Below are 15695 nucleotides of genomic sequence, written 5' to 3'. Positions count from 1 at the left end.
AGGAGGGCGCACGTTTTGCGCCCGGCCGCGCACTCGGGCGGGAGCGCGGTCGACAAGACTCACGGTCGAAGGTCTCCTAAGTCTTCAGCGGGCCCTACGGTTCGTCCGCTTCTTTCAGCCGGCGTCGCATGGTGCCGCGCTTGCGGCTGACGAACAGGTACGCTGCCAGCGCGACGATGGCCACCAGCGACATGGCCTCGAACAGGCCGCGGAAGCCCAGCACCGGCTGCACCAGCCCCAGCAGCAGCGGGCCCAAGCCCACGCCCACGTCCAGCAGGATGTAGAACGTGGAGTTGGCCAGGCCCAGCCGCTCGTCGGGGGCGATGCGCACGGCCAGCGCCAGCCCGCTCGCCTGCACGGTGCCCACGCCGAAGCCCAAAAGCGCTGCCGCTATGAGCATAGCTGCAGGTCGGTACACGGTTGCCAACAGGCCCATCCCGACGATGAATGCGACGAACGCCGGCACCATGACCACGCGGTCGCCCTTGCGGTCGAACAGCTTCCCCGTGAAGGGCCGCGTGACGAACGTGGCCACGGCGTACACTACGAAGAAGAAGCTCGCGGGCTGCGCGAGCCCGCTCTCGGCGGCGAAGGGCGTGAGGAACGCCAGCAGGCTGGAGTAGCAGAAGAACAGCAGCGCGCACACGGCGCCGATGGGCAGTACGCTGGACTCCAGGTAGTTCCCCAGATCGAAGCGCGGCACGCGGAAGTCGCCGGCGCGCTCGTCACGCTCGTCGCGCGCGATCTCCTCCGCGGCCTCCTCGATGTCCTCGTCGCTTTCCTGCGCCGCCTCGGGCACCTTCAGCTGTGCGGCGGCCAAAAGGCTCAAGCCTGCCACGACGGCCGTGGTCACGAACAGGGGGAAGAAGCCGGCGTTCTGCGACAGGAACATGCCCAGGAAGGGGCCGATGGCCGCGCCCAGCGTCACGGACAGCATGTAGTAGCCCACGCCCTCGCCCTTGCGGCTGTCCGGCACGAGCGCCGTCACGATGGTGCCGATGGTGGTGGAGCACACCCCGTAGGCGAAGCCGTGCAGCAGGCGGATGGCGAACAGGGGGGCGAGCCCGAGCCCCGCCAGGTAGAGCACCGAGAACACCACCTCGCCGATCGCGCCCGCGACCAGCAGGCGCTTGCGGCCCACCTTGTCCATGATGCGCCCGCTCACGAGACGCGCGGCGAGGGCGCCGATGATGAAGATGCTCGCGGCCAGGCCTGCCGTGGCGGCGGGGGCGTCGTAGGTTTTCATGGCGTAGTCGGCCACCACGACCATGAGGCCGTAGTAGTTCACCATGAGCAGGAAGTTCACGGCTGTGCCCAGCGTGAAGTCCTTCGTCCAGAGCCGAGCCTGCGCTGCGGTCGACATACTAGCGTGCCGCCTGGTCGGCCGATGTGCCGGACGGGTTCGCGCCCTGGGGGCCCGTGCGCGGGGTTTCCGCCGCGGGTGTCGTGGACGCGCTGACCGCTCCTGCGCCGGGCGCATCCTTTGCGATGAGCACGGCCACGGGGGAGCCCTGCACCACGGCGTAGCTCACGCTGCCCAGGTACCCCTTCACGCCGCCCTTGCCGCGGCTGCCCATGACGATGAGGTCGCAGCCCTCGTCCTCGGCGCATTTCAGCAGCAGATCGGCCGGCGACGTGCCCTTCAGCAGGTGCGCATGGGCCTTGTTCGGCACGCGCTCGGCCAGCTGCTGGAGTGCGGCGTGCACGCGGTTCGCCTCCTCGATAAGCGGACCCTCGGCCCCGGTGCCCAGGGCGAACAGCTTCAGCACGTGCGCGAACACCAGCTCGATGCGCTCATCCTGTGCGCCGATGGACTGCGCGAGGTCGAGGGCTTTCGCGGAAGGGGTCGATCCGTCGTAGGCAACGAGCACTTTCGAGCACCACATGGCTATCACGGCCTTTCAGGAGGGCGGGCTGGCGGGCGACGGCGGGGATACCGCGCGGAAGCGTCGCAGGTTATGCATGCCATTCGATTGTAGTACCGCCGAGCCGGCGCGCATGTTACGGCTTCGTTTCAACCGGGGGGCGGAATGGGCACCTTGGCCGGCGCGCCCCGTTCAGCATTTTGCCGGGGCACCCTTTTGTGGTGCCGCAGACTGCGCTCTTCTCGTGCGCAGGTGGGCGTTGCCAACATTTTCATTGACCGTCTCACCCGCCCCGGCTAGAATAGATACTCGCGCATTGCAGACGTGGGCCGTTAGCTCAGCTGGTAGAGCAGGGGACTTTTAATCCCAAGGTCGCGGGTTCGACTCCCTCACGGCCCACCATGGAAACAGCAGGCCAGCCGGCAATCGGCTGGCCTTTGTTACAAAAGGGCAGGTTTTGCCGCTTGCCCGCTTCGCAAGACGTTACCTAAATCCTTGCAGCCAAAGTATTGTGCAACAGCCTCCTTGCACGTTAAGCTGGAACCGAGCGCGAGGGCGCTTGAGATCGCAAACGATCCCGAAGGAGGCACCGATGAAGAAAATGCTCATGGTGGCGCTGTGCGGAACATTGGCTTTGTTCCTGTTCGGATGCGGGGGAGGAGCCTCGGGCGGATCCGACGGCTCGACGTCCGATGCGCCCCAGCAGGAAGAGCAGAAGAAGCCGCTCGACCTGAGCGGCGAGTGGAAGCAGGTCAACTCCAAGTCCGAGGACAGCTACCAGGAGGCTACCATTCAGGACAACGTTATCGAGATCAACTGGGTGAGCGATGGCGGAGATACGAAGTCGCTCTACTGGTCAGGCACGTACGAGGCGCCGACCGAGGCGACGGAGAGCTACACGTGGGATTCTGTCAACGATACCTCCAAGACCGCGAACGCCCTGCTCGCCTCGGGAGACGAGACCAAGACGTTCACGTACGAGAACGGCATCCTCAGCTACGAGGCATCGGCCCTGGGAACGACGACTACCGTGAAGATGGAGCGCCAGTAATCTTCAGTGCGCTCGCTGACTCGAGGCTGCAGCTTGGCAATGGCCGGATAACCGGCCATTGCCAAGCCTTTGCTTAACAGGTAAAATCACCAGACGCGCTTGTGACTTGCCGATGCCGGCTGAAAGCATCGGCGCGTGCCCGCCATCTGCTCCGGGTTGCGGCGGGCGTTTCCGAGACTGGGCCATCGTCCAACGGCAGGACTCTGGTTTTTGGTACCAGCTATCCAGGTTCGAATCCTGGTGGCCCAGCCAGTTTGATCATTCAATGCGAATCCAGATATCGAATACCTCGTAAGGCGGCATGTTGTTGTGAGGCTGGCTCCCTCCTGAGGAAGTCGTCGGGTAGTCTTGGGTATTCCTGTTGATATTGTTGTAGGCTTCTAGATTTCCTCCTGTTGTAACGGTACTCGCAGAAATGGTTCCTTGCCAGTAACCGGGTGCAATGACAGCATCCCAAACGTTTGGCTTGTGGTCGTGAGCAGGCACTTCAGCCAAACTTAACGTATGGGCGGCTTCGCCTCCGGTTGTTCCTCGGGAATGCATCCCGGACGCTAGGATGAACCTGTCTTCCAGCTTGCGCCATCTGGTATTCGGCCAAACAATGTGAGGGTCCTCGCTTGCGGCGGTAATAAACGGCTGTCCCACGCGGGGCGGGGCGCTTTCGCCACCGATTACGGAAATGGCGAGCCATTCGGTGCCGTTTACCAGCAGGATCACACGGTCGCCCTTCAAGGGATGGCAGCATTTCACCACAGGCGTCGTTTCGGTCTGCCCGTCGGGGACGACCTGCAGCAGGCTTCCTGTGTTGTCGGCCACCGTCCCATAGCGCATCTTCAAAGGCCTGCTGGGGTCTTGGTTGGCCATGAGCAAGGCGATATCGTAGGCGTCCATAAGGGCCTACACTCGGACGATTCTGGCCCTGAAGGCGCTGATAACGCCACCGTTGCCCGCGTAGTCGTCGGTCGACCCGCCCGTGTCCGCCAAGTCGCGCATGCTCGGCAGGAACCCGCAGCCGACGTTCGCAACGGCGTACTCGATGGCGAGCCAGCCGGTGGCCGCGGGGTTTTGAGTTTCATAGTAGCAGCGGATGCCGGTGATGGGCGTTCCGTCTCCCGCGCAGCCGTACTCCAGGTCATCGGCGTCGTAGCCGCGTACGGGTGGGAGCCAGCCAGACGACTGCGTGCGCGCCTGGTACCAACCCGGCATGTCCACCGCCAGGTACACGATGGGGGAACCGTCGCCGGCGTAGTCGTCGCCCGAGCCCGAGGGGTCGAAGTGGTTTACCATTTCCGGAAGCCAACCTTGGGCTTGCGAGCAGGCACGGTAGCGAATGTCCGGTATCGTGCTGCTCTGAGATCCCTGCGCAGGCGCGCCTCCTTCCCCAACGAAGCGCAGTATGCCGTCCCAAGGGTAGTCGTAGTAGGGTCGCGTGTTAGACTCGCTTCCGGTTTGGTCGCCCTCGCGGCCGCCAATGATGCCGCCGTTCTCGTCGATGCTGAACTGCATGAGCATGTCGGGTACGGCCGACTTGCATAGTGCGGTGTGGCTCCGCTCGTTCAAGTAGATGTCGCCTCTTTGCGCGGTGTAGCTCATCGGCTTCCACTCGAAGTTGCCCGTGCTGCACAGGCGAACGCGCATATTGCCGGTGTAAGTGGCGCCCCCGCAATCCACTCCGGCCGCCTCGTAGGCGCTGATAACGCCGGAGGAGCAATCGCGGTCGCCCCCCGCGAAGCGATAGGCGTGACCGTCGATCTCCAGTGTTTCCAGTACGCCGTTGCCCCAGCGGTTCGACCCTTGGCTGTACCCGTGGCCGCCGTCGCCGTCATGGGCCACCAGGTGCTCCATGATGTGCGCGGCCACCTCGTTCGACGCGGCCATGTCACTCGCCTCCTTTCGCGAGCGACGGAAGGGTTGATCCCCCGTCTACTTCAGGAAGGCCTCCGATACTGGTCAGCAGGGAGGCAATTGCAGCGAGAGCCGCTGCCGATGCGGCCAGCGGCCAGTCCACGGCACCGAGTGCCGTCGAGGCCCCGATGGTGCCGATGGCAGCTTGCGCAGCCGTCTTGGCGGCGCGGATGGCTGCGGCCCGCAGCCATTGTTTCGCATTGTCGTTCATGTAGGCTCCTTAGAGTCCGAAGTGGGCGAGTACGATCCCGGCGGCAGCGCCGAGCGCGGCGGTCAGCGTGTAGTTGGCGATCTGCTCCCACCGCCTCGCCGGGATCGATTCGAGGGCGGCGAGGCGCGCGGCGTGGTCGTCGAGCGTCTCGTCGTATTTGTCCACGAGCACCGTGATGCGCTCGGTGAACCGCGATAGCTCCTTGTTCGCGTCCTCAAGCTCGAGGACGCGCGCATCGAGCCGATCGAGATGCTGGTCATGAGCGCTGTGCTCGGGGCATTTGTCCATGGGTAGGGAGTCCTCCTTTACGTCAAGCAATTCTCTTCCACATATGCGCAACCAAGTAGGGAGGCATGCTCGATGCTTCATACGAGCAGGTTTGACTCGTTATTCCTGCTTCGATCCAGCTGTTTTCTGCGTGTATCTGATGAGGCACGTTTACGTCTCGATGGTGCAGGCTGGTTGTTGCAGATAGGTATCCCAATCCTGGTTCGTCGCCGATGGGCAGCCAGTGAGTGTGCTCCTCCTCGCCTCCCGTTTCTGCGACGTCTCTCTTGCCGCTCGCAAGCAGCATGCGGTCGAGCACGCGCTCCCAGGCGGTCCCACGCCAGCGATTGCGAGGATCGTCGCTTGAGAGGGTGATCCACAGGTCCCCTACGCCATAGGGACAATCGCCTCCTACGACGGCTGCCGCCAGCCACTCGGTGCCGTTAACCAGCAGCACCACGCGGCTCCCCTCCACGGGGAGGCAGCACTTCACGGCGGGCACGGGCGACTCCTGACCGTCGGGAACCACCGAGAGCACGCTCTCGTCGCACGCCCCGACGACGGTGCCGTAGCGCATCCTCACCGGGCTGTCGGCATGCTGGTTCGCCATGAGCAGGGCGATGTCGAAAGCATCCATGGCCATCAGCTCCTCGGGAAGCGGCGGAAGCGCGTGGTGCACTCCATGCCGGGCTTCAGCTTCAGGGATTGGCGCACGGCCACGAGGTCGTCGCGGTGCACGCCGGCCTTGCGGTACGTGAGGGAGCAGACATCGCCCATTTCCAGCGGGACGAACGCGTGGGTTATCTCGAACCCTTCGACCATCGACGTCTTTGCGGCCAGCAACGCCTCCGCTTTGGCCTGCAGGGCTTCTTGGCTGGCGATGTCCGAGACGGTTTCCTTGCGCACGATCTCGCGTCCGCGGGCGACGGTGGAGAAGGCGCTTTGCGGGTCGTCGTTCACGGCTTTGGCCGTCATCGAGCCGGCTTGCGCGTTCGAGCAGACGACCACCACCACGTTGGGAACGTCGAACGTGTCGTACTCGCGCACCACGCCGCTGCGGAAGATGCACGCCCCGTCGTCTTCCAAGGCCAGGACGGGCAGCCGCAGGGAGGGATCCTGGTAGGGCTGCATCAGCACCGTGCCGTAGCCGTCGCAGCCCGCGCTGGCGAAACCGGCGAAGTCCAGAAGCCAGTTCACCGCGTCCAGCTTGCTCGTGTCCTTGTCGTCGAACACCGCCGGCGACCCGAGCGTGGCGGGGGACTCAGATGCGACGACCGGCAGCCCTGCCTCGCGCACGATCTCCGCTGCCTTGTCGACCGCCCGCGTGCCGGCCGGCACGACGAGCGGCTCGGCGAAGGAATCCTCGGCCAGCACGTGCAGCACACCGTACAGGTCGGCCGTTCCCTCCTCGATGGCGCCCCGGTAGGTGCTCGACGGCGTGGACGCCAAATACGTTCCCTGGGCGATGCTCGTGCGCTCGCCCGTGGGCGGGTAGTAGCTGTCGGAGTAGACGCGCACGAGGTCGCTGCCCAAGGCGGGCTCAAGGATATAGTCGAGCGATCCCGAGGCCTTGATGGCGGTGGAGTCGTTCCGCTCGAGCGTGCCGCCGATGATGCCTTCCAGCTCCTCCGTCTCCGTCCAGGTGCCCCAGCGCACCCGCACGAAGCGGAAGGTGTCCACGCGTCCGCTAGAGAACCAGTTCATCTGCCCTCACCTTCCTTGCCGTTACCTCTACGGACGACACCAGGCCGTTGGCGGCCGACGTCGCCGTCTTGCAGGAGGTATGCGCCGGCATGACGGAACCGCTCGGGTAGCGCACGATCTTGATGCCGGTATCGGCCGCAAGTCGCTCGAACGCCTCCGCGCGGCAAGCCTCGTCGCTCCATCGGGCGGGCGCGTTGGCCGCGTTGCGCCATACGTCGCCCGACACGCCGCCTTCCACCGACTTGGCCGTGCCGAAGAACACCAGCGGGTCCTCCGCTCCCGCCGTGTCGATCACCTCGCTGTCGGTTGCCACCGACGTGCTCCATTCCACGTCCATAGCCACCTTCGCCACGTCGGCGTAGCCGTGGTCTCCGAAGTTGAAGAACACGGCGCCGCCCGAGGGCACGCGGGCGGCCCGCTCGGTGCGCGCGGTGAGCCCGTTCTCGGTGTAGGCGACGGCGAGGTAGCAAAGGTCGCAATCGAGCGGAGGATACAGGTCGGTCACGCCGGTGCCCGACGCAACGCCGTCGGCCAGGCACAGCAGCGTGCCGTCCGGCCGTGCGCGGAACAGGCCGAGCGAGGCCGTGCGCGGCACGCCGGTCGCGGCTGCGCCCTCGAACACGGTGGCTGCAACGCTGCCGCGCACCGGGTCCACCTCAACCTGCAGGCCCGGCTCGGCCGGCTCCTCGTAATCGGTCGAGAACGTGCGCGAGGCCGAAGCCGCCAGCCCGGACGTGGAGTACGCGGTGAGCGCGATGCGGAAGCTCCCGTGGTTCTCCGGCAGCAGCTCCGACGATGGGATGGAAAGCGAGGCGGTCGGGCCCTGCACGACGGTGCTCCAAAGCTCGCGCTCCTGGGAGTCGGCGATGGAGAGGGCGGCGCGCTGCTGCGTACCGGATTCGTCCGTATAGGTCCAGGCCACGTTCAAGGGCACGTCGTTCAGCACGGTTCCGTCGGCCGCCGGCGAGGAAATGGCCACGCTGGGTACCTGGCATACCTTGAACGCCTGCACGGATGACCAGGGACCGTAGTCGGCATGGGCGCCCTTCGTGCGCACGCGCCAGGTCACAATGGCGTTCTTCTCCCAGCTGTTGGCGACGGCCGTTTCCTGATCATCGCCCGTCACCTGCACTGCCGTCCACGTCGACCCGCCGTTCACGCTGTGCTGCAGCTGGGCCGCACTCTGCTCCGACCCGTCGATGGGGTTGTGCTTCCAGGAGAACGACACGGTCGGTTGCGTTTTGGGCAGGGTCACGCCCGAGGCCGGCGCGATGAGGCTCGGCGCCGCCGGCGCGACGATGGTCACCACCTTGTTGGAGGCGGCCGACCAATCGGAGGCGAGCGATGCGCGGGTGTTGCGCGCGCGGTAGTAGAACGTGCCGCCGCCTGGCTCGTCCTCCGCCTCGGCGACGGGGGAGCCGGGAACGGTCTTCACGGCAGCCCATCCGTCCGTGCCGCTGGCCGAGCGCTGGAGCTCCAGCGCCGTGGCGGTGAGGGCGGGGTTGTCGATGGTGAGCATCACGGTGTTCACGGCCGAGCGCGAGGCAACGATGCCACGGGGTGCCGCCGGGGTGTTGTACGTGGTTCCGCTCGTCGCGTAGGCGCTGAAGCCGGCGGCGTTCTGGGCGCGCACGCGATAGGCGTAGGCGTGGTTCGCCGCGGTCGAGGCGTCGACGTACGAGGTTGCGGCTCCCGAGATGCTGGCAATCTGGGATCAGCTGCCCCCGTCGATTGACCGCTCCACCTTGATGGAGTCGTAGGGGTGGGTGGTATCGCTGTGGTTCGCCCAGGCCACCACGTTGCGGCTGTCGTCTTGCCGGGTGTTCGTCACGCCCGTTGCCGCGGGCGGCGCGTACACCGGCCGCGCGGGCACGGTGACGGTGGTGTAGACCTCGGCGCTTCCGGCCCAGGCCCCGTAGCCGTTCACCGTCTCGCCCCACGCCTTGCCCCAGCAGGTCACGTTATAGGCGGATGTCTCGCGCGTGAAGGGTCCGTAGGTGTGCTGGCCCTGCGCCACCCCGTTGCCTGCGTTCAGCACGCCGCGGCCCGCCTCGTTCCACTCGGCGCCGCGGTTGCCGGCGGTCGCGTGGCCGTCCTGCGTCATCACGCCGTACTGGTAGGCCGCCTCCCAGGTACCCGCATCGCCCGACTTGGCCAATGCGCTGACGGTGATGTACACCTCGGTGTCGCTCGACGAGCTGATCCATGCGTCCACGCCCACGGCCATGGCGCGGCTGTCGCCGTAAGGCTTGCTCCATCCCGACCAGGTTGCCATGTTATATCGCCCCCATTCTCATCTGCCGGCGAACGCCGTTCCAAAGCGTGCCCGCCGCCTTCACTGCGGCAGGATCGCCCGAAAGGTCCACCTTCTCGATCGTGTAGTAGTTGTTCGTGGTTTGTCCGCCTGCAGGCGCCGCGGCGAAGGCGGCGGCGAAGCCGAACCCGCCGAGCGATCCCGCCGAGAGCTTCCGCACGTTGAAGCCCACCGGCACCTCGATGGCCGGAAGGTCGGCCTTGGCCGCGTCGACCACGTCGTCGGCCAGCGCCTTCATGGCGCCCACTGCCTCGCCCGCCTTGGCCGCGATGCCGTCGGCGAAGCCCTCCGAAACGTACCCGCCGATAGAGCGAAACACCTTCGAAGGGGAGGCGATGCCGAGAAGCGATTTCGCCCACCCTATGGCATCGTTGATGACGCCTCCGATGGCATCGATGACGCTGCGGGCTGCATTTCCGATGCCGTCGACGATGCCGTGCACGAGGTTCTCGCCTGCGGCTATCATGTCGTTGGCGAACTCGCCAACTTTGGCAGCTCCGGCCAAGATCAGCTCGCCAAGAGCGTTTTTCAGGTCGTTCAGCACCTTGGGAACCGCATCGGCGATCTTGCGGAACAGCTCCTTCGCTGCATTCCCCATGTTCTCCAAAAAGGTGGGCAGATGGTCGATGCCTGCCTGGATAAGCGCTCCTATTGCCGGGATAAGTGCCTCGAGGATCTGGGGAACCGCCTGCGCGATGGCAAGGAAGAGCTGCACGGCGGCGAACAGGATAAGGGGGAAGAGCGTTGGGAGCATGTCGCACACTGCCTGGATAACCGTCGGGATGGCCTCGACAAGGGCGGGGATAACGAGCGGCAGCGCTTCTACGAAAGCGGTGAACAATTGCATGGCACCCTCTATGAGCTGTGGCAAAAAGGTGACGAGCATTTCGATGAAGCCCGCAATGAAGTCGGGGAGTTGCTCAAGAAGCAGCGGCAATACCTCGATGAGCGCCTGTCCAAGCGCCATGAAGAATTGAAGGCCTGCTTCGAGGAGGATCGGCATGCTCTCGATTAGGGCGGTGCAAATGCCTTCGATGAACACCGGCAGCTGCTCGACGAGCAAGGGCACGACTTCGGCGAGGCTCTCAACCAGCCCTGCAAAAAGCTCGATTCCGGCAGCTACCAATACCGGGGCCAGCTCGACAAGTGCCTCCGCCATCGGGGCCGCTATGCTGGCTATTCCCTCCACAAGCTGGGGAATGATTTCGGGAAGGGCGGTAGCCACTTGGTTGAAAGCACCGACGAGGGCATCGATAAGTCCTGGCGCGGCATCTGCAACCTGGGCTGCGAATGCTGGCAGGACAGCGGTTGCTTGCGAGGCCAACAAGGGCAGCGAGGCGGTGAGCGTGCCCATGTTGGCGATTACGCCGCTCGCCATTTCCTGGATTCCGTCGTTTCCCTGCAAAGCGGACGTGCCAAGCGAGAGCAGTTCTTTCGATGCTGCTTTAACGGTGCCGGCTGCTTTTCCCAAGCCCTTCGCCATTGCGCTTGCGGTTTTCCCGATGGTATCGAACACGGACAACGCTTTGCTTCCATCGTCGGCGGTTTTGGCGATAGCGCCGCTCGCCGTGTCGAGTGATTTCGATGCTGCATTTCCGATTTCTCCAAAGGAGGAGGTGATCTGCGAAGCGGCATTCCTGACGGCTTCGGCGGCACCGGCAACGCCGTTAAGCGCCGCAAAGGCTGATGCGAGAGCTCCGATCTGCCGATTTGTGGCGGTGGCGATGGACGCGAGGGCTGCTTCGTAACGGGATGCGTTTATGGTCACTCCGATGGCAACGCTGATGTCCGACATGGGACGCCCCCTTTCCTGCGGTTTTTTCTTTCGAGGCTTTTGGCTCCACTCGCATCGTTTGCGAGAATTTCGTTATGCATACGCGCCGGTGCCCTTGTTTTTTCGCGCACAGTATCCAAGGCTCGTCTCCTTTCCAGCTTGGTTCCTATTGGTTTTACTCTGGCTTGTTTTGCGCGGTTGTCACACCTCCAGCGCCCACCGGTACCTCAGGTGGGTCAGCTGCAGGGCCTCCTCCTCGGTGCGGGCGGGGAGCATGAGGGCGGCCTTGCGCCTCATGAGGCTCTCCACCGCCTCGCGGCCCATCTTCTTCTCGTCGGGCACGGTGCCGCGCACGCCGACGGCCTGCATGGTGAGCGATGACTCGCTCAGGTTGCGCAGCAGCGACCAGAAGCGCCACCAGTGCAGCCGCAAGCCGCGGTCGGTCAGATCGAGGCCGTACTCGCGTTGGAAGTCGGCGGCCACACGCCCCGCGTCCCAATCCCGGTCGAACACCCGCGTGCCGGCGGCAGGTCGCGTGCCGGGAACCTCGGGCGGCCTCGGCTCGTTCAGGTTGAAGAACGCGAGCGCGGCCTCCACGCCCAGCTGCGGGTTCTCGGCCACGGCGTCGGGGAGGGCGAGCCGCCCCGTGCGACCGTCGGGCCGTCCGAAGTAAAGGAACAGCAGCGCGCGGGCCTTCTCCTCGTCGCCCACGAAGGGGTCGTCGGCGAGGCGCATGGCTTGGATGCCGGTACGGTGGGACGTGTTGAGAGGGACGCATGCGTTGCCGACCGGCACGGCCGACGGCGCCCGTTCGAGCAGGATGTTCGGCTCCATGGCCCTATGCTTCGGCGTCGTGCCAGTCCAGGTCGGGCAGGTACTTGCCCAGCGTGGCCTTGAACGAGGCGTCCACGCGGCTCTTCGCGATCTCGGCGTACAGGAAGGCGAACAGCTCCAAGCCGTCGATGAAGTCGAACGGGCGGTTCTCGAACACCTGCTCGAACTGCTCTTTGCCGAGCAGTGCCATCAGGTAGTTGCGCACGTCGGCGGAGAGCGCGTTCAGGCGCCCCTCGCTCAATCCCCGGTAATCGGTGCCGGCGAGCTTGTCGCTCCAATGCTCCACCTTGTCCAGCATGTCCGCATCGCCCATGTTGATGACGTAGGGCTTGCCGCCTATCTCCACGGTAACGGTATGGCTCGAAAACTCGAATCCCACAAGATCCTCCTTCGTCGTTCGGGCGGCCGCGGCTGGGCGGCCGCCCGTTGCATTCGTCTGGTCGTGCTGCCGCGCTACGCCTGGGCCGGTGCGCTGCCCGCCGCGAAGGCCTTGGTCGAGGGGTTCCACGTGCCCTCGGTCCAACCGTCGTCGGCCATGTTCAGCGTGCCGCCCGTCACCACCGGCTGGCCGCCGTTGGCGTTGCTGGGATCGGCGGGGTTGAACAGGAAGGAGGCCATGTCGGCGGTCTGCGCCGCAGCCGTGCCCAGCCACGTGAACACGCGGCACACCTCGCACGCCACGTCGGTCTCGTTGCGGTGCTCCATGACCCATGCCTCCAGGGCGCCGTTCTTCACCGTGTCCTTCGTCCAGTTGATCGAGCAGGTGCGTCCCTGCACGAACACAGGGGAGACCTTGCGGTCGAGCCAGGCGGGCTCGTAGGTCTTGGGCTCGGCGCTGGGCTCCCACGTCAGGAGCTCCGTCACCTTCGTCCAGGCCGCTGCCTCGTTCGTGCCCGTGTTGATGTAGTACTCCAGTTCGTTGCCCCAGATGGGTGCGGCGTTCTCGCTCATAGTTCGGTTCCTTTCATCGGTTTGTCTGGTACTTCAAGGTCAGTTCCGCCTTCCAGTCGGCATAGTCGGCCGCCGACTCGGCGCGGTAGGGCAGCGTGTCCAGGGACAGGTCCCAAGCTGTGCGGCCCTCGCCCAGTTCGACGTCTGCTTCCGCGAGCGACGATGCCAGGCGTTCGAGCAGGGCGCGGGCGTCGAGCCGGTCCTGGTCCTCCAGGGCCTGCCGACGCAGCAGCAGGGCGAAGCGGTAGTTCTCCACGCGGCCTCCGTCCAAGTAGCGGCGCTCCACGGGAGTGCCGTCGAGGGTTTGCATCGTGATGCAGGGAAGCCCCTGGGCATCCGTGGGCGTCTGCTCGTAGGTGCAGGAAGCCACGCCGGGATCGCCTTCTACAATCGTCTTCAGCACACTGAACACGCAGGTGGCGACATCGGCCTGGGCCGTGCGGGAGTCCGTCAATCCAGTCACCTCCTTTCCGGGGGTATCGCGTTTCGCTTGTTGCGCGCTCGCCGGGTGGGCGCTCGCGGTGGTCATAGGATGCCGGAGGTGTCACCCGTTTCGCCGGCCTGCCTTCCGGGGGTTCGCACCCGTCTTCTCACGCATGCGCCTAAGGCGGGTTTTGGCGGCGTCGTAGCGCAGCTTGAGCACGCGGTACTCCCATTCCTCCACTTCCGCGAGGTAGCGCGCCTCCTCGATGCGCGGCTTGCCGTCCGGTGTGGCGGAGACGAGCCGCTTGACGGGGTGGGGCGGCAGGCGCTTGGACTGGCGCTCGGCCTCCGTCTTCTCGTAGACGGCGCGCTCGGAGGGCGCCATGGCGGCAAGGGCCTCGGCACAGGCCCGCTCGCGCCCCCGCAGCTGCTCGCGCATCGTGCAGATGCGACACCATCCGGTGCGGCTGTTCAAGCGGGTTCTCCACGTAGCGCAGTGGTCGCACCAGACGAAGGAAGACCCGTCGCACCGCACGTCGAGCCCGAGCCGCCCGGCCGCCTCCTCCACCGAGGCCTCCGTGCGGCCGAGCGCCCGGCCCAGGTTCTCGGGGGAGAGGATTCCCGCAGCGTTTGCCAGGTACGTCTCCTCGGCCTCGGTCCAAGGGCGCAGGGCGTCATCCTGCTCGCCCACTGCTGCCGTTACGTTCATGCGCAGTCCTTTCTGCTGGTCAGGAATCGAAAGGGGCACGACGTTGAGCGTAAGAATTATAGTTGCGTGCTGCGGAAACTATAATTAAACTTATACTAAAAGTAAAGTTAAAATATTGTAGAATATAGTCGAAAGGAACCCTGTGGAAGAAAGTGGACGTCATGGAATTGGGCAGCAATATAAAGCGCTTGCGGGTCGAGCACTGCTTGACGCAGGGGGAGCTGGGGAAGATCGCCGGCGTTTCCCCGATGGCGGTCTCCCAATGGGAGAACGGCCGGGCCGTCCCGCGTATGGGCGCGATACAGCGCATGGCCGACTATTTCGGCATCAGCAAGAGCTCCCTCATCGACAACGCGGCGGATGGCTTCGTGGCAGGCTCCGTCCATTACGAGGTCACGTCGCTCACCGCCCCCGTGTACGGGCGGATATCGGCAGGCGACGCGCTCGAGATGCTCCCCGTGACCGAGGAGGCCTACGTCATCCCGCCTGTCGCCGAGAGCCATCCGGACGGCTTCTTCCTCACGGTGTCGGGCGACTCCATGGACAAGATCATGCCGAACGGCTCGCTCGTCTATTTCGACAAGAGCGCCGAGGTGCGCAGCGGCGATATCGTGGCGGTCACGGTGAACGGCGATGACGCCACCATGAAGCGCATCTTCTTCGCAGGCGACACTATCGTGCTCCACCCCGAGAGCAACAACCCCTCCCACCGCGACCGCTCGATCGACGCGAGCGACCCCGATGCGCCCCAGGTGAGGATCCTCGGCAAGGCCGTGTGGCACTACCTGGTGAACGACGAGCGGCTGTAAAAGGCTTCGTCGCGGAAACCCGCCGGGGCGCACGCCGGCTGTCCGTCCGCTTCGCAGGCGGCGCTGCAAGGTCGTCGCCTGCGGCGCGTGGTCTTTTCCGCCCGCCGCTTGACCGGGCGCCGGAAACCCTTACAATAGTGCCATCGACAGCGGCGTCGCACGGCGGCCCGTTTCCCCCAAGCCGACAAGGCGGCTGCGCGTAGCGCGAATACCTGGCGGTCCCGTTTCTTGGGCGAGGATCGCGCGGCATCGAACCGCACGCCTGGCAAGCAGGTGACTTCGAACCAGCGGGTTTGTTGGTGTTGTGCGCTCGTTTATTTTTCTTCTCCCTTTCCCTGGAACTTTTGGTATCATCTATGGTTGCTGTTTAGTGACGATTTGCTTGAAGGAGCACTTTTGACCAAAGAAGATGTTATCGAGCTCGAGGGGACCGTCCTGGAGGCGTTGCCGAACGCTATGTTTAGGGTGGAGCTCGAAAATGGCCACAAGATATTGGCCCATATCTCCGGCAAGATGCGTATGCACTACATCAAGATCCTCCCGGGGGACAAGGTGACGGTGGAGCTGTCCGTCTACGACTTGAACCGCGGGCGCATCACGTACCGCTTCAAGTAAGCGCGCAAATCTGCACGGCCTGTGAACCAGGTGTGCGCATTTTGTGTGCCATGCGGCACACAACAAGCACGAAAACAACCGCCTGCGGCTGGGCGTATGAATAGACTAAGGTACACATAAACCGAAAGGAATTGATTATGAAGGTACGTCCTTCGGTCAAGAAAATGTGCGACAAATGCAAGATCATCCGACGCCATGGCAAGGTGCTCGTCATCTGCGAGAACCCGCGCCACAAGCAGCGTCAGGGCTAGGAAAGAGGAGAA

Annotated in this window: 20 protein-coding genes and 2 tRNA genes; 6 read left to right on the top strand and 16 right to left on the bottom strand. The window is 64.7% G+C overall.

The genetic code is table 11. The features are described 5' to 3' along the window. Window positions 1-94 precede the first annotated feature (94 nt). Together C1877_RS11045 and C1877_RS11040 are read right to left on the bottom strand one after the other, a co-directional pair. Window positions 95-1363 (bottom strand): MFS transporter, encoded by a 1269-nt coding sequence (locus tag C1877_RS11045; RefSeq protein WP_114569175.1) that lies wholly within the window; start codon window positions 1361-1363, stop codon window positions 95-97. A gap of 1 nt (window position 1364) precedes the next feature. Further along, window positions 1365-1886 carry a universal stress protein gene (locus tag C1877_RS11040; protein WP_015539472.1) on the bottom strand — a complete coding sequence of 174 codons (522 nt, stop codon included), beginning with the start codon at window positions 1884-1886 and terminating at the stop codon, window positions 1365-1367. 305 nt (window positions 1887-2191) lie between these two features. Here C1877_RS11040 and C1877_RS11035 point away from each other — a divergent pair. The 3 genes from C1877_RS11035 (at window position 2192) to C1877_RS11025 (ending at window position 3168) form a co-directional block, all read left to right on the top strand. Beyond that, a tRNA-Lys gene (locus tag C1877_RS11035) sits at window positions 2192-2267 on the top strand. Between the two features lie 190 nt (window positions 2268-2457). After that, complete coding sequence (locus tag C1877_RS11030) at window positions 2458-2916, top strand: hypothetical protein (protein ID WP_015539473.1); 459 nt, start codon at window positions 2458-2460, stop codon at window positions 2914-2916. Between the two features lie 178 nt (window positions 2917-3094). After that, window positions 3095-3168: transfer RNA gene (locus tag C1877_RS11025), tRNA-Gln, on the top strand. A 6-nt stretch (window positions 3169-3174) separates the two neighbouring features. Here C1877_RS11025 and C1877_RS15190 read toward each other — a convergent pair. The 14 genes from C1877_RS15190 to C1877_RS10960 all read right to left on the bottom strand — a co-directional run bounded on the left by C1877_RS15190 (window position 3175) and on the right by C1877_RS10960 (window position 14008). Next, complete coding sequence (locus C1877_RS15190) at window positions 3175-3807, bottom strand: phage baseplate protein (protein WP_015539474.1); 633 nt, start codon at window positions 3805-3807, stop codon at window positions 3175-3177. Between the two features lie 6 nt (window positions 3808-3813). Continuing rightward, entirely contained in the window at window positions 3814-4794 is a 981-nt protein-coding gene (locus tag C1877_RS11020; protein ID WP_015539475.1) for an endolysin-like domain-containing protein, read from the bottom strand. A gap of 1 nt (window position 4795) precedes the next feature. After that, window positions 4796-5032: a holin gene (locus tag C1877_RS11015; RefSeq protein WP_015539476.1), complete on the bottom strand. Its 237-nt coding sequence runs from the start codon at window positions 5030-5032 to the stop codon at window positions 4796-4798. 9 nt (window positions 5033-5041) lie between these two features. Next, entirely contained in the window at window positions 5042-5320 is a 279-nt protein-coding gene (locus C1877_RS11010) for a hypothetical protein (RefSeq protein ID WP_015539477.1), read from the bottom strand. 22 nt (window positions 5321-5342) lie between these two features. After that, window positions 5343-5936: a hypothetical protein gene (locus tag C1877_RS11005; RefSeq protein WP_147274550.1), complete on the bottom strand. Its 594-nt coding sequence runs from the start codon at window positions 5934-5936 to the stop codon at window positions 5343-5345. 5 nt (window positions 5937-5941) lie between these two features. Next, window positions 5942-7003: a hypothetical protein gene (locus tag C1877_RS11000; RefSeq protein ID WP_049784061.1), complete on the bottom strand. Its 1062-nt coding sequence runs from the start codon at window positions 7001-7003 to the stop codon at window positions 5942-5944. Continuing rightward, window positions 6987-8636 carry a hypothetical protein gene (locus C1877_RS10995; protein WP_114569173.1) on the bottom strand — a complete coding sequence of 550 codons (1650 nt, stop codon included), beginning with the start codon at window positions 8634-8636 and terminating at the stop codon, window positions 6987-6989. Before C1877_RS10995 ends, C1877_RS11000 begins: the two co-directional genes overlap by 17 nt. Before the next feature lie 81 nt (window positions 8637-8717). Further along, window positions 8718-9278 carry a hypothetical protein gene (locus C1877_RS10990; RefSeq protein ID WP_015539478.1) on the bottom strand — a complete coding sequence of 187 codons (561 nt, stop codon included), beginning with the start codon at window positions 9276-9278 and terminating at the stop codon, window positions 8718-8720. A gap of 1 nt (window position 9279) precedes the next feature. Further along, complete coding sequence (locus tag C1877_RS10985; protein ID WP_041239247.1) at window positions 9280-11112, bottom strand: phage tail protein; 1833 nt, start codon at window positions 11110-11112, stop codon at window positions 9280-9282. Window positions 11113-11292: 180 nt separating this feature from the next. Continuing rightward, the gene (locus C1877_RS10980) at window positions 11293-11925 is read right to left on the bottom strand and encodes a Gp15 family bacteriophage protein (protein WP_015539481.1); all 633 of its coding nucleotides are present in this window, start codon (window positions 11923-11925) and stop codon (window positions 11293-11295) included. Window positions 11926-11929: 4 nt separating this feature from the next. Then, window positions 11930-12304, bottom strand: a complete 375-nt coding sequence (locus C1877_RS10975; RefSeq protein WP_041239248.1) for a hypothetical protein — start codon at window positions 12302-12304, stop codon at window positions 11930-11932. Between the two features lie 74 nt (window positions 12305-12378). Further along, complete coding sequence (locus tag C1877_RS10970; RefSeq protein WP_114569172.1) at window positions 12379-12876, bottom strand: hypothetical protein; 498 nt, start codon at window positions 12874-12876, stop codon at window positions 12379-12381. A gap of 13 nt (window positions 12877-12889) precedes the next feature. Then, window positions 12890-13339 carry a hypothetical protein gene (locus tag C1877_RS10965; protein WP_147274549.1) on the bottom strand — a complete coding sequence of 150 codons (450 nt, stop codon included), beginning with the start codon at window positions 13337-13339 and terminating at the stop codon, window positions 12890-12892. 81 nt (window positions 13340-13420) lie between these two features. Next, on the bottom strand, window positions 13421-14008 hold the full coding sequence (locus C1877_RS10960) for a hypothetical protein (protein ID WP_015539483.1): 588 nt from the start codon (window positions 14006-14008) through the stop codon (window positions 13421-13423). Between the two features lie 161 nt (window positions 14009-14169). Between C1877_RS10960 and C1877_RS10955 the strand changes: the two genes are divergently transcribed. The 3 genes from C1877_RS10955 to rpmJ all read left to right on the top strand — a co-directional run bounded on the left by C1877_RS10955 (window position 14170) and on the right by rpmJ (window position 15683). Then, window positions 14170-14817, top strand: a complete 648-nt coding sequence (locus tag C1877_RS10955) for a LexA family protein (RefSeq protein ID WP_015539484.1) — start codon at window positions 14170-14172, stop codon at window positions 14815-14817. A gap of 396 nt (window positions 14818-15213) precedes the next feature. Then, window positions 15214-15432 carry a translation initiation factor IF-1 gene (gene infA, locus C1877_RS10950; protein ID WP_009306918.1) on the top strand — a complete coding sequence of 73 codons (219 nt, stop codon included), beginning with the start codon at window positions 15214-15216 and terminating at the stop codon, window positions 15430-15432. A 137-nt stretch (window positions 15433-15569) separates the two neighbouring features. Next, window positions 15570-15683 (top strand): 50S ribosomal protein L36, encoded by a 114-nt coding sequence (gene rpmJ, locus C1877_RS10945; protein WP_006363204.1) that lies wholly within the window; start codon window positions 15570-15572, stop codon window positions 15681-15683. Window positions 15684-15695: the final 12 nt, after the last annotated feature.

Source organism: Gordonibacter pamelaeae, from assembly GCF_003340385.1.
GTDB classification, from domain to species: domain Bacteria; phylum Actinomycetota; class Coriobacteriia; order Coriobacteriales; family Eggerthellaceae; genus Gordonibacter; species Gordonibacter pamelaeae.
The sequence above is the reverse complement of the archived record's forward strand: the minus strand, read 5'-3'. Positions and strand labels throughout refer to the sequence as shown.

Bases quoted from the DNA above. Each gene is read 5' to 3' on its own strand.
- C1877_RS10985 (WP_041239247.1), bottom strand. From the start codon at position 11,112: ATGTCGGACATCAGCGTTGCCATCGGAGTGACCATAAACGCATCCCGT.
- C1877_RS11000 (WP_049784061.1), bottom strand. From the start codon at position 7,003: ATGAACTGGTTCTCTAGCGGACGCGTGGACACCTTCCGCTTCGTGCGG.
- C1877_RS11015 (WP_015539476.1), bottom strand. From the start codon at position 5,032: ATGAACGACAATGCGAAACAATGGCTGCGGGCCGCAGCCATCCGCGCC.
- rpmJ (WP_006363204.1), top strand. From the start codon at position 15,570: ATGAAGGTACGTCCTTCGGTCAAGAAAATGTGCGACAAATGCAAGATC.
- C1877_RS11005 (WP_147274550.1), bottom strand. From the start codon at position 5,936: ATGGATGCTTTCGACATCGCCCTGCTCATGGCGAACCAGCATGCCGAC.
- C1877_RS10990 (WP_015539478.1), bottom strand. From the start codon at position 9,278: ATGGCAACCTGGTCGGGATGGAGCAAGCCTTACGGCGACAGCCGCGCC.
- C1877_RS15190 (WP_015539474.1), bottom strand. From the start codon at position 3,807: ATGGACGCCTACGATATCGCCTTGCTCATGGCCAACCAAGACCCCAGC.
- C1877_RS10970 (WP_114569172.1), bottom strand. From the start codon at position 12,876: ATGAGCGAGAACGCCGCACCCATCTGGGGCAACGAACTGGAGTACTAC.
- C1877_RS11020 (WP_015539475.1), bottom strand. From the start codon at position 4,794: ATGGCCGCGTCGAACGAGGTGGCCGCGCACATCATGGAGCACCTGGTG.
- C1877_RS10980 (WP_015539481.1), bottom strand. From the start codon at position 11,925: ATGGAGCCGAACATCCTGCTCGAACGGGCGCCGTCGGCCGTGCCGGTC.
- C1877_RS11030 (WP_015539473.1), top strand. From the start codon at position 2,458: ATGAAGAAAATGCTCATGGTGGCGCTGTGCGGAACATTGGCTTTGTTC.
- C1877_RS11045 (WP_114569175.1), bottom strand. From the start codon at position 1,363: ATGTCGACCGCAGCGCAGGCTCGGCTCTGGACGAAGGACTTCACGCTG.
- C1877_RS11040 (WP_015539472.1), bottom strand. From the start codon at position 1,886: ATGTGGTGCTCGAAAGTGCTCGTTGCCTACGACGGATCGACCCCTTCC.
- C1877_RS10960 (WP_015539483.1), bottom strand. From the start codon at position 14,008: ATGAACGTAACGGCAGCAGTGGGCGAGCAGGATGACGCCCTGCGCCCT.
- C1877_RS10955 (WP_015539484.1), top strand. From the start codon at position 14,170: ATGGAATTGGGCAGCAATATAAAGCGCTTGCGGGTCGAGCACTGCTTG.
- C1877_RS11010 (WP_015539477.1), bottom strand. From the start codon at position 5,320: ATGGACAAATGCCCCGAGCACAGCGCTCATGACCAGCATCTCGATCGG.